The sequence below is a fragment of the Streptomyces sp. NPDC046925 genome (assembly GCF_040644915.1).
Taxonomy (GTDB): Bacteria; Actinomycetota; Actinomycetes; order Streptomycetales; family Streptomycetaceae; genus Streptomyces.
Genome location: NZ_JBEYWZ010000002.1, coordinates 1412829 through 1426824, shown reverse-complemented (window position 1 = coordinate 1426824; position 13996 = coordinate 1412829). Strand labels below are relative to the sequence as shown.

12 protein-coding genes are annotated in these 13996 nt (G+C 72.1%); 6 read left to right on the top strand and 6 right to left on the bottom strand.

Features of this window, described 5'->3' with window-relative positions:
• Position 1 precedes the first annotated feature (1 nt).
• On the bottom strand, positions 2-1177 hold the full coding sequence (locus ABZ906_RS12945; RefSeq protein ID WP_361381181.1) for a glycosyltransferase: 1176 nt from the start codon (positions 1175-1177) through the stop codon (positions 2-4).
• 58 nt (positions 1178-1235) lie between these two features.
• Here ABZ906_RS12945 and ABZ906_RS12940 point away from each other — a divergent pair, with 58 nt between their 5' ends.
• Complete coding sequence (locus ABZ906_RS12940) at positions 1236-2021, top strand: aspartate/glutamate racemase family protein (protein WP_361381178.1); 786 nt, start codon at positions 1236-1238, stop codon at positions 2019-2021.
• Positions 2022-2130: 109 nt separating this feature from the next.
• Positions 2131-2685, top strand: a complete 555-nt coding sequence (locus ABZ906_RS12935; RefSeq protein ID WP_361183390.1) for a hypothetical protein — start codon at positions 2131-2133, stop codon at positions 2683-2685.
• On the opposite strand, the gene ABZ906_RS12930 is transcribed toward ABZ906_RS12935, so the two are convergent.
• On the bottom strand, positions 2642-3709 hold the full coding sequence (locus ABZ906_RS12930; protein ID WP_361381175.1) for an O-antigen ligase family protein: 1068 nt from the start codon (positions 3707-3709) through the stop codon (positions 2642-2644). The two genes, ABZ906_RS12935 and ABZ906_RS12930, sit on opposite strands and share 44 nt — an antisense overlap.
• 201 nt (positions 3710-3910) lie before the next feature.
• Between ABZ906_RS12930 and lnt the strand changes: the two genes are divergently transcribed.
• On the top strand, positions 3911-5527 hold the full coding sequence (lnt, locus tag ABZ906_RS12925; RefSeq protein WP_361381171.1) for an apolipoprotein N-acyltransferase: 1617 nt from the start codon (positions 3911-3913) through the stop codon (positions 5525-5527).
• A gap of 10 nt (positions 5528-5537) precedes the next feature.
• Positions 5538-6011 carry an NUDIX domain-containing protein gene (locus tag ABZ906_RS12920; protein ID WP_361183384.1) on the top strand — a complete coding sequence of 158 codons (474 nt, stop codon included), beginning with the start codon at positions 5538-5540 and terminating at the stop codon, positions 6009-6011.
• A gap of 27 nt (positions 6012-6038) precedes the next feature.
• Here the strand turns inward: ABZ906_RS12920 and ABZ906_RS12915 are convergent, their stop codons facing one another.
• The 3 genes from ABZ906_RS12915 to ABZ906_RS12905 are packed head-to-tail and all read right to left on the bottom strand — an operon-like array spanning position 6039 to position 10694.
• Positions 6039-7601, bottom strand: a complete 1563-nt coding sequence (locus ABZ906_RS12915) for a GMC family oxidoreductase N-terminal domain-containing protein (protein WP_361381168.1) — start codon at positions 7599-7601, stop codon at positions 6039-6041.
• Positions 7602-7644: 43 nt separating this feature from the next.
• Positions 7645-9228: an amino acid permease gene (locus tag ABZ906_RS12910; protein WP_361381165.1), complete on the bottom strand. Its 1584-nt coding sequence runs from the start codon at positions 9226-9228 to the stop codon at positions 7645-7647.
• On the bottom strand, positions 9225-10694 hold the full coding sequence (locus tag ABZ906_RS12905; RefSeq protein WP_361381162.1) for an aldehyde dehydrogenase family protein: 1470 nt from the start codon (positions 10692-10694) through the stop codon (positions 9225-9227). The genes ABZ906_RS12910 and ABZ906_RS12905 overlap by 4 nt, the downstream gene beginning before the upstream one ends.
• A 170-nt stretch (positions 10695-10864) precedes the next feature.
• On the opposite strand from ABZ906_RS12905, the gene ABZ906_RS12900 reads away from it, so the two are divergent.
• On the top strand, positions 10865-12064 hold the full coding sequence (locus ABZ906_RS12900; RefSeq protein ID WP_361381159.1) for a methyltransferase: 1200 nt from the start codon (positions 10865-10867) through the stop codon (positions 12062-12064).
• 42 nt (positions 12065-12106) lie between these two features.
• Here ABZ906_RS12900 and ABZ906_RS12895 read toward each other — a convergent pair whose 3' ends face one another.
• Complete coding sequence (locus tag ABZ906_RS12895; protein ID WP_361381156.1) at positions 12107-12937, bottom strand: oxidoreductase; 831 nt, start codon at positions 12935-12937, stop codon at positions 12107-12109.
• A gap of 102 nt (positions 12938-13039) precedes the next feature.
• Here ABZ906_RS12895 and ABZ906_RS12890 point away from each other — a divergent pair, with 102 nt between their 5' ends.
• A complete protein-coding gene (locus ABZ906_RS12890; protein WP_361381153.1) occupies positions 13040-13963 on the top strand; it encodes a LysR family transcriptional regulator in 924 nt (307 codons plus the stop codon).
• The last annotated feature ends 33 nt before the right edge of the window (positions 13964-13996 follow it).

The following is a 13996-nucleotide window of genomic DNA, read 5'->3' as shown; positions in this document are numbered from 1 at the left end:
CTCAGCGCTGCTCGGGAGCGGGATCGGGGCGGGCGTACGTCCGCCCCTTCCACGCAGCCCCGCGCCCCCGGTAGTGCTGCACCGCCGAATCCACCGTCATGAGGAGATAGAGGAACGCGGTGAACGGCAGCAGGGGAGCGAGCCAGAGAGTCTGCCGGTAGTAGCGCAGCATCGGGATATAGGTAGCCGTCATCACGAGCCACGCGAGCCCCCCGAGCACGGCGGGCACCGCGCTGCCGGTGGCCAGACCGGCGGCCAGCGCGGCCGGGGGCGCCAGATAGATCAGGGCGAGCCCCAGTACCGTACCGATCAGGACCAGGGGATTGTGCCGCAGTTGGGCGTAGGCGCTGCGGGAGACCATCCGCCATAGGTCGCCGAGCCCCGGGTAGGGGCGCACGCTGTCGACGCGTTCGGCGAGGCCCAGCCAGATGCGGCCGCCCGAGCGCTTCACGGCCCTGGCGAGCGACACGTCGTCGATCACCGCGTGCCGGATGGAGTCGGGGATGTCCGCGCGTTCGGCGGCCCGCGCGCTCAGCAGGACACAGCCCCCGGCGGCCGCGGCCGTGCGCGAGCCCTTCGCGGCGATCCGGCGGAACGGATAGAGCTGCGCGAAGAAGTACACGAACGCCGGGACGACGAGCCGCTCCCACGCGCTCGTGACGCGCAGCCGCGCCATCTGTGAGACGAGGTCGAATCCGGCCGTTTCCGCCGTCGCGACCAACTCCCGCAGACTGTCCGGCTCATGGGCGATGTCCGCGTCGGTGAGCAGCAGATACCGGGGCGCACGCGCGCGTGCCAGGCCGATGCCGTGCCGCACGGCCCACAGCTTGCCCGTCCAGCCCGGCGGCGGCTCACCCGGTGAACCGACGGTCAGCTCGAGACCGCCGTGCCGGTCGGCCAGGGACCGGGCCAGCGTGCCGGTGCCGTCCGAACTCCCGTCGTCGACAAGGAAGATCTCGGCCTGCCCCGGATAGTCCTGGGCGAGCAGCGAGGGCAGGCTCAGGGGCAGGACGGCGGCCTCGTCGCGGGCGGGCACGACGACGCAGACGGAGGGCCAGGTGTCCGGGTCGCGGCGCGACGGCAGACGCAGGTCCGTGCGCCAGAAGAAGCCCTGTCCCAACAGCAGCCACAGCCAGGCGGCAAGCGATCCGGCGGCGATCCACACAACGGCGCTCATCCGCCGCAGTCTGCCCCACGCCACCGGGCGCAGGAGGCCGATCGACTATGGTGACCGGGTGAAGATCGCGCTCATGGACTCCGGTATCGGCCTGCTCCCCGCCGCGGCGGCGGTACGTCGTCTGCGGCCCGACGCCGATCTCGTCCTCTCCTCGGACCCGGACGGACTGCCCTGGGGACCGCGCTCGGCACAGGACATCACGGAGCGCTCGCTGGCCATCGCGGAAGCGGCCGCGGCGCACCGCCCCGCGGCGCTGATCGTGGCCTGCAACACCTCGTCCGTGCACGCCCTGCCCGCGCTGCGTGCCCGGTTCGAACCCGACCTGCCCGTCATCGGGACCGTACCGGCGATCAAGCCGGCCGTCGCGGGCGGCGGCCCCATCGCCATCTGGGCCACCCCCGCCACCACCGGGAGCCCCTACCAGCGCGGCCTCATCGAGGAGTTCGCCGGCGGCGTCGAGGTCGCCGAGGTGCCCTGCCCCGGCCTCGCGGACGCCGTGCAGTACGCCGACGAAGCGGCCATCGACAGGGCGGTCGCCGCGGCGGCGGCCCTCACTCCGCGTGACGTAAGGGCCGTCGTCCTGGGCTGCACCCATTACGAGCTGGTCGGCGAGCGCATCCGGGCCGCCCTCCAGCAGCCCGGCATGCCGCCCCTGGTCCTGCACGGCTCCGCCGGAGCGGTCGCCGCCCAGGCGCTGCGCAGGACCGGAGAGCTCCCCGGCCCCGGCACCGGCGGGGAAGGCGGCCTGACGGTGATCCTCAGCGGGCGCGCCGCCGAGCTGCCGGCCGCCGCCCACACGTACGCCGAAGGCCGGCTGCTCGCGGCGGTCAGCTCCGCGCACTGAGCCCCCGCCTCCGCCCGGAGGCCGGAAAGCCACCGGTGGCCGCCGCGCCGCAACAGTGACGCTCCGCGACGCGATGCCTTCCCTCCGGAACGTGAGTAGTCTCGGACGCATGACGGACCACACCCACGGCGAGCGGGGCAGCACAGCCGACGCCCCGCCGGAAGTCTGGACCGGAAGCGCGACCAACCGCGTGCAGTGGCTGCTCGCGCTCGCCGGCGCACTCTGCCTGGCACTGGGCATCGAGCTGGCCGTCGACAACATGTGGACGTCCGGGATCGCCGCACTGGCCATGTCCGTCGTCGGGTGCATCGCCGCGGGACTCCTGATCCTGTTCGGCACCCTCGCCTTCGTCCATGTCGCCGTGAAGGTCGACAAGGACTGCCTGGAAGTGCGCTGCGGTCACATGGGCCTGCCGCGCCGCCGCATCCAGCTCTCCCACGTGGTGGGGGCCGACTTCGCGCAGGTCGTGTGCCCCAGGCAGTGGGGCGGATGGGGTTACCGCTCGCGGCCCGAGCTCGGCACCGCCGTCGTGGTCAGGCGCGGTGAGGGTCTGGTGCTCAGCCTGGGCGACGGCCGCAAGTTCACGGTCACCGTCGACGACGCCGAAGCTGCCGTACGGATCATCCGGGACCGGCTGACCCCGGCGAAGAGGCCGACGGTCTGAGCTGCGCCGGTTCGTCGCCGAGCGGTCGCGCCGTGGCGATGCCCGCGAGGTAGCCCGCGCCCGTCGTCACCGCCGTGACGCTCAGCGCGTTGCCGACCGAGGCGACGGCGGCGAGCGCCGTCAGGGCCGCGCCCGCCGACAGGACGACCTGGGTGGAGCGGGGCGAGCGGTACAGCGCGTACAGCAGCCAGCAGAACACCGCCGCCAGCAGCAGTACGCCCGCAAGCCCCTGCTCGGCCGCCTGTTGCAGCAGCGCCGAATGGGGTCGGCCGTCCGTGAGGAGATGCTCGGCCACCGTGGGGCTGGAGTCGGCGAACCGGCCGGGACCCACCCCGAGCGCCGGTTCCTGGCCCGCGAGCGCGAGCGCGTCGTGCCACAGCTCGACCCGGTATCCGTCGAGCTGGCCCTCCAGGGACGCGCTCAGCCCCTCGGGCAGTACGTCGTCGGCGATGGCCCAGGTCAGGCCGGTCACCACCGCTGTCGCCAGGGCGAGGCCGACGAGGCCGAGCACCCTGCCGCGCATCAGGGCGGTCGCCAGGGAGCAGAGCAGGATCCCGACGCACGCGATGACACCGGCCATCGACCCGAGCGCCACCGCGGCCACCACGATCCCCACGGCGAGCAGGCGCATCGCGAGCCGCGTCGAGGGCCTGCGGGCCGCCCACGCCGCACTGCAGGCCGCCCCCGACGCCAGGATCAGGAGCGCGGCGGCCGCGCCGGTGTGGCCGAGCGGCGCCGCGCTGACGGGCCCCGGCGAGAGGTAGGGGGCCGCCGCCGCGAGACCCACCCCGGCCAGCGCACCGGCGCAGGGCGCGGCGACCGGCAGGAGTGCGCCGCAGATCCGGCCGCCCGCGTACCCCGCGGCCACGGCGAGCACCGCGAGGAGCACGCCCTCGGGCTGTCCGCCGTGCACCCCCGCGCTGATCAAGGTCCAGGCCGCGCACACGCCGAGCAGCGCGATGCCCGTCGCGTCGGACGCGCTGCGCCGTTCGTATGCCCCCGGTGGCCCGGCTGTCGCGGCCATCCCCGTTGTCCCCACCCCGTTGCCCCCCGCCGTGTGACGGGCCCCGAACGCTGTGGCTTGATCCGGCCGCAGGTCAGGGACTCGGGCACACCGTAACCGGTGAAACCGTGAGATGTGGATATCTTGCGCAGGAACGATCCGGCAAACGCGTGCCCACGACCGTCCTGTCGGTGCCCGGGGGACGCGCCGTACACTCCCCGAGTGACCGCCACCACCACCTCCGCGGCCGAGTCGGAGCAGCTCGGGGCGCAGCCCGCGCCCGTCTCGCGCAAGGCCCGTTTCCTGCGAGCGCTCGTCCCGGCCGCCGCGGCGGCACTCTCCGGAGTGCTGCTCTACGTCAGCTTTCCGCCACGCACCTTGTGGTGGCTGGCCCTGCCGGCCTTCGCGGTGTTCGCCTGGTGCCTGCACGGCCGCGGCTGGAAGGCGGGCCTCGGGCTCGGCTACCTCTTCGGCCTCGGCTTCCTGCTGCCGCTTCTGGTGTGGACCGGTGTGGAGGTCGGCCCCGGCCCGTGGCTGGCGCTCGCCGCCATCGAGGCGCTGTTCGTCGCCCTCGTCGCGGCGGGCATCGCCGCCGTCTCCCGGCTGCCCGCATATCCGCTCTGGGCGGCGGCCCTGTGGATCGCCGGTGAGGCGGCACGGGCGCGCGTGCCGTTCAGCGGATTCCCCTGGGGCAAGATCGCCTTCGGACAGGCGGACGGCGTCTTCCTGCCGCTTGCCGCGCTCGGCGGCACCCCGGTGCTCGGCTTCGCGGTGGTCCTGTGCGGCTTCGGCCTGTACGAGATCGTCCGCCAGGCACGCGACGTGCGCTCCACCCGCGTCCTGCGCCGTGGCGCGGCCGCGGCGGCCCTGCTCGCCGTGGCCGTCCCGGTCGCCGGTGCCTTCGCCGCGCGTCCGCTGGTCAGCGACGACGCCGAGGACGGCACCGCGACCGTCGCCGCCATCCAGGGCAACGTCCCGCAGGCGGGCCTGGAGTTCAACGCCCAGCGCCGCGCGGTGCTCGACCACCACGTACGCGAGACGGTACGGCTCGCGGACCGGGTGAAGGCGGGCAAGGCCGAGCAGCCCGACTTCGTCCTGTGGCCGGAGAACTCCTCCGACATCGACCCGTTCACCAACCCGGACGCCCGCGCGGCGATCGAGCGCGCGGCCAAGGCGATCGACGCCCCCGTCTCCGTGGGCGGAGTCGTCGAGAGCAAGGACGGCAAGCTCTTCAACGAGCAGATCCTGTGGGACCCGGTCAAGGGCCCCACGGACACCTACGACAAGCGGCAGATCCAGCCCTTCGGCGAGTACATCCCGCTGCGCGGCATCGTGGGCTTCTTCAGCAGCGACGTCGGCATGGTGCGCCAGGACTTCAGCCGCGGCACCAAGCCCGGCGTCTTCACCATGGCGGGCACGAAGGTGGGCCTGGCCACCTGCTACGAAGCCGCCTTCGACTGGGCCGTGCGGGACACGGTCACGCACGGCGCGCAGCTCATCTCGGTGCCCAGCAACAACGCGACGTTCGACCGCAGCGAGATGACCTACCAGCAGCTGGCCATGTCACGGATCCGCGCCGTCGAGCACAGCCGTACCGTCACCGTCCCGGTGACCAGCGGCGTCAGCGCGATCATCATGCCGGACGGGCGGGTCTCCCAGAAGACGAAGTGGTTCACCGCCGACTCGCTCGTCGAGGAGGTGCCGCTGCGCTCCTCGCAGACCCCGGCCACCCGGCTCGGCACCCTGCCCGAGGGCATCCTCGTCCTGATCGCCGCGGGCGGCCTCGGCTGGGCGGTCACCGGCGCCGTGCGGGCCAGGCGCACCCCGCAGGCCCGTTAGGGTCGACGGCATGGCTACCCCTGACTTCATCCACACGATCCGGGCCGACGCGGGCCACCAGCTGTTGTGGCTCCCCGGGGTCACCGCCATCGTCTTCGACGACGAGGGCAGAGTGCTCCTCGGGCGGCGCGCCGACAACGGCAAGTGGTCGGCCATCGGCGGCATGCCGGACCCCGGGGAGCAGCCCGCCGCGTGTGCCGTGCGCGAGGTGTTCGAGGAGACCGCGGTGCACTGCGTGCCCGAGCGCGTGGTGCTCGTCGAGTCCCTGGACCCGGTGACGTACCCCAACGGCGACATCTGCCAGTTCATGGACATCACGCTGCGCTGCCGGGCCGTCGGCGGCGAGGCGCGGGTCAACGACGACGAGTCGCTCGACGTGGGCTGGTTCGCCCTGGACCAGCTGCCCGACCTGCACGAGTTCAGCCTCTTCCGGATCAAGCAGGCCGCGGCGGAGGAGCAGCCGACCTGGTTCGACCGGACGTGATCCCCAGCGCGGCCCGCCCCGCCCCGCTCAGGTCGCCTTGAGCATGTCCGCGCACTTCTCGCCGATCATCATCGTGGTGATGCACGGGTTGACCGCGGGCAGGAACGGCATGACCGACGCGTCGGCGACGCGCAGACCGGTGACGCCCTTGACCCGCAGCTGAGGGTCGAGCGGCGAGTCAGTGTCGTCCGCAGCGCCCATCCGTACGGTGCCCGCCGGGTGGTAGACGGTGTTGTGGGTCTGGCGGATGTAGGCGAAGAGCTCGTCGTCGGTCGTGGCGTCGGGCCCCGGTGCCAGTTCGGCGCCCGCCCAGCCGGCCATCGGGGCCTGCGCCGCGATCTCGCGGGCGAGCCGCAGTCCGTACGTCATCACGCGGATGTCGTGCTCGTCGGTGAAGTAGCGCGGGTCGACCTTCGGCTTGTCCCGGAAGTCGCGCGTGCGCAGCCGGACCGTGCCCATGGAGCGGGCGCGGGTGACGTTCGGGGTCAGGCAGAAGGCGTTGTCGGTGGTGGGATAGCCGCGCCGGTAGGTGTTCATGTCGAAGGGCACCGAGCCGTAGTGGAACATCAGGTCCGGGCGGTCGAGGCCCGGTTCGGTGTCCGCGAAGATGCCGATCTCCCACCACTGGGTGGAGGAGGTGACCATCGGCTGCTTCGCCTCCCACATGATCACGCCCTCGGGGTGGTCCTGGAGGTGGGAGCCGACGCCGGGGGAGTCCGCCCGCACCTCGACGCCGCACTCCCGCAGATGCCCGGCGGGGCCGATGCCCGACAGCATCAGGAGCTTGGGCGAGTCGATGGCCCCGCAGGAGACGATCACCTCGCGGCGCGCGAAGACGCTGCCGCTGTGGACGGTGTCGGGCTCCAGGTACTCCACACCCGTGCAGCGCTTGCCCTCGTCGAACAGCAGCCGCTTGGCCTGCAGGCCCGTACGGATCTCCAGGTTGGGCCGCTTGCCGATGATCGGATGCAGATACGACACCGAGGCGGACGAACGGGTGCCGTCCGGACGGGAGTTGATCTGGAACCAGTGGGCGCCGCGCTTGACCGTCGTACCGGTGTTGAACGGCGTGGTGGGGATGCCCGCCGCCGCGCACGCCTCCAACAGGGCCGCCCCGCAGGGGTCGTTGGGCGGGACGCTCATGATGTTCACCGGGCCCGAGCGGCCGTGGTGGTCGCCGGGCGCGTCGTTGGTCTCCAGGCGCTGGTACAGCGGGAAACAGTCCGCGGCGCTCCAGCCCGTACAGCCCAGGGAGCCCCACTCGTCGAGGTCCTCGGCGGGCGCCCAGAAGGCGATGCAGGAGTTGTGCGACGAGCAGCCGCCGAGCACCTTGGCGCGGGCGTGCCGCATGAAGTCGTTGCCGTTCTCCTGCGGCTCGATCGGATAGTCCCAGTCGTAGCCGGACTCCAGCAGGGCCATCCACTTGGTCAGCCGGAGGATGTTGTCGTCGCCGACGTCCGAGGGTCCTGCCTCGAGCACGCAGACGGTGACGTCCGGGTCCTCGGTCAGCCGCGCGGCGACGACGGCGCCTGCCGTGCCGCCGCCGACCACCACGTAGTCGAACTCGGCGTTGGGGCTCTCTGCGGGCATGGTGACTCCAGATCAGCGACGGATCGGCGACGATCGGCGGGGTTCAGGGGGCGGCCGGGGGCGACGGGGGAGTGGTGGGGTCGACGGGAGGCTCCTCGAAGCGGTGCTCGGCGAGGACGCCCGCCTTGTGCCGCTGCACGAACCAGTAGTAGGCGAAGCCACCGCAGGCCACGATTCCGATGAAGAGGAACGCGCCCCAGCGCAGGTACCAGTGCTGCGGTCCGGTCGCGTTGTAGACCTCCGCGCGCGGCCAGGCCAGGTTGAGGGACATGGCCGCGCCCCAGAGCACGGCAAGGATATTGACCGGCAGACCGAACTTGCCGAGCGAGAACTTGCCCTCGGCGGGCTCCCACTGGCCGCGCAGCCGCCTGATCAGCATCGGCAGGGTGACCAGGAGATAGGCCAGGTAGATCATGATGATCGCGATGCTCGTGATCACGGAGAAGATCTGCGGCTGGTTGATGTTGATGACCAGGATGCCGACGCCGACGAGCCCGATGATGATCGCGGGCAGTACGGGCGTCTGGAAGCGCGGGCTGACCTTGGCGAGCAGCGAGGACGCGGGCAGGCAGCCGTCGCGGGCCATGGCGAACGCGAGGCGGATGCCCGCGGCCTGTACCGCGAGTTCGCAGACGGTGATGGCGATGACCACGCACCACAGGACGATCTCGCCGATCGTGGAGCCGAGCGTGCTCAGGACCACGTACTGCAGACCGTCGACGGACAGTTCCTTCGCGTGCAGGTCCGGTACGGCCAGGAGCGCGAACAGCAGGATGAGCCCGCCGATGAGGAACGAGAAGATGAGCGCGCGCAGGATGGCCCGCGGCGCGTTGCGGCTCGGGTCGAGCGACTCCTCGCCGAGCGAGGACGCGGTGTCGAAGCCGTACATCACGTACGCCGAGGCGAGTGACGCCGTCAGGAAGGCGCCGAAGTAGCCGAGGTTCTGGCCCTCGCCCAGGCCGCCGGTCTCGGTGATGGCGCTGGGGCCGCGCGTGATGTGGGCGGCGAGCAGCACGATCAGGACGACGGCGGCGATCAGTTCGATCAGGACGCCCGCGGAGTTGATCCGGGCCATCAGCTTGACGCCGAAGGCGTTGACCAGCGTGGTGAACAGGATGAGGACCGAGCCGAGCAGCACGGCGTTCTTCGCCGCGTCGGTCGTCCCGCTGCCGTCCCCGATGAACTGGAAGAAGTCGGAGATCTGCGGCAGCGTGATCTGGTACGCGAGGGCGACCGCCGCCAGGGACACCATGGTGGCCGTCAGCATCATCCAGCCGCCGAGCCAGCCGATGTGCTTGCCGCCGAGCTGCTTGCCCCAGTTGTAGACGGACCCCGCGACGGGGTAGCGGGCGGCCAGCTCGCAGAAGCAGAGCGCCACCATCAGCTGGCCGACGAAGACCATCGGCCAGGACCACCAGTAGGCGGGGCCGCCGAAGCTGACGCCGAAGTAGAAGAGCTGGAAGGTGCCGGTCAGGATCGAGATGTAGCTGATCCCGGCCGCGAAGGTGTGGAAGTTGCCCAGGGTCCGCTTGAGTTCGGGACGGTATCCGAGCTCGCCGAGCGCGGCGTCGTCGTCCTGGTGTGGGTTCGGGGCGGCATCGGCGCCCTTGCCTGGATCGGTGCTCATTCGAACCACCTCTGCGGTGTCGCTGCCAGGTTGCGCCAGATGTGCTTGGCCTCCTGGTACTCGGCAAGACCTGCCGGGCCCAGTTCACGGCCGAATCCGGACTGCTTCATTCCACCCCATTCGGCCTGCGGAACATAGGGGTGGAAGTCATTGATCCAGACAGTTCCGGCGCGCATCCGGGCCGCCACGCGCTGGCCCTTGCCGGTGTCCTCGGTCCAGACGGCGCCCGCGAGACCGTAGACGGTGTCGTTGGCGAGACCGATCGCCTCGTCCTCGGTGCGGAACCGCTCGACGGTGAGCACAGGACCGAACGACTCGTCGGTGACCACGGACATGCCGGGGGTGCACTCGTCGAGCACGGTCGGCGGGTAGTAGTAGCCGTCCTTCAGCGCCGGGTCGTCGGGGCGCGCGCCGCCGCAGCGGAGCACCGCGCCCTCGGCGATCCCGGCCGCCACGTACGCCTCGACCTTGTCGCGGTGCGCGGCGGAGATCAGCGGCCCCGTGCGGGCGTCGTCGTCGAAGGGCCCGCCGAGCCGGATCCGCCGCGCACGCTCCACCAGTTCGTCGACGAACCTGTCGTGCAGCGCGTCCTCGACGAGGAGCCGCGCCCCGGCCGAACAGACCTGGCCCGAGTGCAGGAAGATCGCCATCAGGGCGTAGTCGACCGCCGTGTCGAAGTCGGCGTCGGCGAAGACGATGTTCGGGTTCTTGCCGCCCAGCTCCAGGGCGACCTTCTTCACCGTGGGCGCCGCGGCGGCCATGATGCGCCGCCCGGTGACGAGCCCGCCGGTGAACGACACCAGGTCGACCCGCGGGTCCTCGCTGAGCGGGGCGCCCGCGGTGGGCCCGGCGCCCAGGATCAGATTGGCGGCCCCGGCGGGCAGCCCGGCCTCGGTGAGCAGCCGCATCAGGATGATGCAGGTGTGCGGGGTCAGCTCGCTGGGCTTGAGGACGAAGGTGTTGCCCGCGCCGAGCGCCGGGGCGACCTTCCAGGCGGTCTGCAGGAGCGGATAGTTCCACGGAGTGATCAGCGCGCACACCCCGACCGGCTCGTGCACCACCCGGCTGTCCACCTCCGGGCTGCCCGCGTCGACGACCCGGTCGGTGCCGCCCGCCGCCGTCAGGTTGCCGAAGTAGCGGAAGCAGTTCGCGATGTCGTCCATGTCGTACTCGCTCTCCACGAGCCGCTTCCCGGTGTCCAGGGATTCGGCGCGGGCGAGTGCGTCCTTGTCGCGTTCGAGGAGGTCGGCGACGCGCAGCAGCAGACGGCCGCGTTCCGCCGCGGGGGTGCCGGGCCACGGGCCGCGGTCGAAGGCCTCCCGGGCCGCGGAGATCGCCGCCGCCGCGTCCTTCGGTCCGGCCTCGTCGACGGTCGCGACCAGGGTGTTGTCCGCGGGGCAGCGGATCTCCCGTACCTGCCCGTCCTGGGCAGTGGTCCACGTTCCGCCGATGAACAGCTCCGGCATGACAGCTCCTCGGGGGGATGGAAAGCGCGGGTGCTCCAGAATGGACGGTAAGGAGCAGGGGCCCGGCCCGCACCACAAGAGCCGCTATTCGGCGCAGGCCCTGGCTCAGGCGCAGGCGCGGCGGTCGGGCGGTCGGCTGGTGCTCTCCCCTCCGTTAGCCTGAGAGCACGATGAACCGGCTGATCACGTCATGGGGCGCGTACGACCTCACACGATTCCCCGAGGACCCCCGCGACCCGCTGCGCGCCTGGTCCGCGGCCGACGCCTACCTGCTGCGGCACCTCGCGGGGGAGACCGGCGACACGGGTGACACGGAGGAGGCGGCGGCCAAGCCCGTCGACCTCTCCGGGACCGTGGCCGTCGTCGGCGACCGCTGGGGTGCGCTGACCACCGCGCTCGCCGGGCACGCCGGGCACGCGCCGACGCTGATCACCGACTCGTTCCTCGCCGGGGAGGCCACGCGGGCCAACGTGGCACGCGCCGGATTCGCGCCGGACGCCGTGCGGATCTCGACGACCGGCGACGCCCCGCCGTCCCGGATCGACGTACTCCTGGTCCGGGTGCCGAAGAGCCTCGCGCTCCTGGAGGACCAGCTGCACCGGCTCGCCCCCGCCCTGCACGCGGGCACGGTCGTCGTCGGCACCGGAATGGTCACCGAGATCCACACCTCGACCCTCGACCTGTTCGAGCGGATCATCGGCCCCACGCGGACGTCGCTCGCCCGGCAGAAGGCGCGGCTCATCTTCAGCACCCCGGACCCGGAGCGCACGGCCGGGCCGAGCCCCTGGCCGCGCGACTACGTCCTCGACGGTGACTCCGGAGCGGGCGCGGGGCTGACGGCCGTCAATCACGCGGGCGTGTTCTGTGCCGAGCGCCTCGACATCGGCACCCGCTTCTTCCTGCGCCATCTGCCGACCGGTACGGGCGCCGCGCACATCGTGGACCTGGGCTGCGGCAACGGCGTGCTCGGTACGGCCGCCACCGTCGCCGATCCGCGGGCCACGGTCACCTTCATCGACGAGTCGTACCCCGCCGTCACCTCGGCCGAGGCGACCTTCCGCGCGAACGGGCTCGATCCCGCGCGGGCGGAGTTCGTCGCGGGCGACGCGCTGTCGGCCGTACCCGCCGGATCGGTGGACCTCGTCCTGAACAATCCGCCGTTCCACAGCCACCAGGCCACCTCCGGTGCGACCGCCTGGCGGATGTTCTCCGGGGCGCGCGCCGCGCTGCGCCCCGGCGGCGAACTGTGGGTCGTCGGCAACCGCCACCTCGGATACCACGTGAAGCTGCGCAAGCTCTTCGGTAACTCGCAAGTCGTCGCGAGCGACCCGAAGTTCGTGGTCCTGCGGGCGGTCAAGCGCGACCGCTGAGGCGGCTGTGGCGGCTGTGGCGGCTGAGGGGCATGCAGAGCCTCAGGCGTCGAACGCCGTCGCCCGTGCCACCTTCTCCCATGTGCCGATCTCGGAGCGGACCGCGTCGAGGTGGCCGATGACCGCGTCCACGGAGTCCTCGCCGAGCGGCAGGCGCAGCGGAGTGTCGTCCGCGTCCAGGGCGGCGATGATCGCGAGGGCGGCCTTCGCCGGGTCGCCGGGCTGCTCGCCGTCGCCGCCCGCGACCATGGCCCGGGTGGCGCCCGCCGTCCGCGCGTAGTCCGGGATCTCGGCGGGGCTGGCGGTGGTGTTGCCGAACAGCCCGGTGCGGAACGCGCCGGGCTCCACGACCAGGACCTTGATGCCGAGCGGTGCCACTTCTTGGGCCAGCGCCTCCGACATCCCCTCCAGGGCGAACTTCGTTCCGCTGTACGCCGAGAAGCCCGCGAAGGACATCTGCCCGCCCATGCTGCTCATCTGCACGATCGCTCCCGAGCGCCGGGCCCGCATGTGCGGCAGGACGGCGCGGGTCAGCGCGGCCGGGCCGAAGACGTGCACGTCGAACAGGGCGCGCAGTTCGGCGTCCGAGTCCTCTTCGAGGGCGCCGACGTGGCTGCGTCCCGCGTTGTTCACCAGGACGTCGATGCGCCCGTGCCGGTCGGTGACGTCGCGTACGGCGGCCTCGATGCCGGCCGTGTCGGTCACGTCCAGGGTGAGGGCCTCGACCTGGTCGGGGTGGGCGGCCACCAGGTCGTCCAGGGAGGAGGCGTTGCGTGCGGTGGCCACGACCACGCCGCCCGCGGCGACGGCGGCCTCGGTGATCGCCCGGCCGAAACCGCTGTTCGCGCCCGTCACGAGCCATACCTTCGACATCTTGAACTCCCTCGTCATATCCGCCGGTTGGTTCGTTCCCGGCTCTGGTGTTCATCCTGTGGCGCAGGCGGGTGGCCCGTCCAAGACCTGACGTGATAGCTGATGGTTATGGACCTTCACGGCAGGGACGTGCACAGCAGGGATCTTCGCTACTTCGTCGCGGTGGCGCAGGAGTTGCACTTCACGCGGGCCGCCGAGCGGCTCTTCGTCTCGCAGCCCGCGCTGAGCAAGCAGATACGGGCACTGGAACGGCAGTTGGGCGCGGATCTCTTCGTGCGCGACCACCGGGGGGTGCGGCTCACCTCCGTGGGTGCCGCTCTGCTGCCGCATGCCCAACAGGTGCTCCAAAGTTGGCAGTTGGGCAATGAAGCGGTGGAGCGCGCGAAAACCGAGGAGCGGGCCACGCTCTCCGTGGGCATGAGCACGCGACCCGCCCGTGGCGGCCTTCTTCCGGCGGTGCGGTCCCGCTTCAGCGAGGCGCATCCGGCGGCCGTGATCCGGCTGCGGCAGGTGGGCTGGGACGACGCCAGCGCGGGCCTCGCCGACGGCACCGCGGACGTGGCCTTCATCTGGCTGCCGCTGCCCGGCATGGAGCGCTACGAGTGGGTGGTGGTCGCCGAGGAGCCGCGTCGTGTCGCCCTCCCCGAATCGCACCGCCTCGCGGCCCTGGACGAGGTCGACTTCGCGGACCTCGCCGACGAGCCCTTCCTCGCGCTGCCCGAGAGCGCGGGGGCGCTGCGGGACTACTGGCTCGCAACCGACGCCCGCGCCGGGCGCCCGCCCCGGATCGGCGCGGAGATCGCCAGCACCGACGAGACGTACGAGGCGCTGGTGGACGGCCGCGGCATCTGCCTGGTGGCAGCGGGCAACGCGCCGCTGATCACCCTCGGCGGCGTCGTCACGCGCCCCGTCCGCGGCATCACGCCGAGCCGGTTCGCGCTCGCCTGGCGCGCGGGCGAGGACCGCCGTCCGCTGGTCGGCGCGTACATCAAGGCGTGCGGGGACGCGCTCGGGCGGGCGGAGTAGGGGCTCGGGCGGGCTGAGGCCACGGCACCGCGT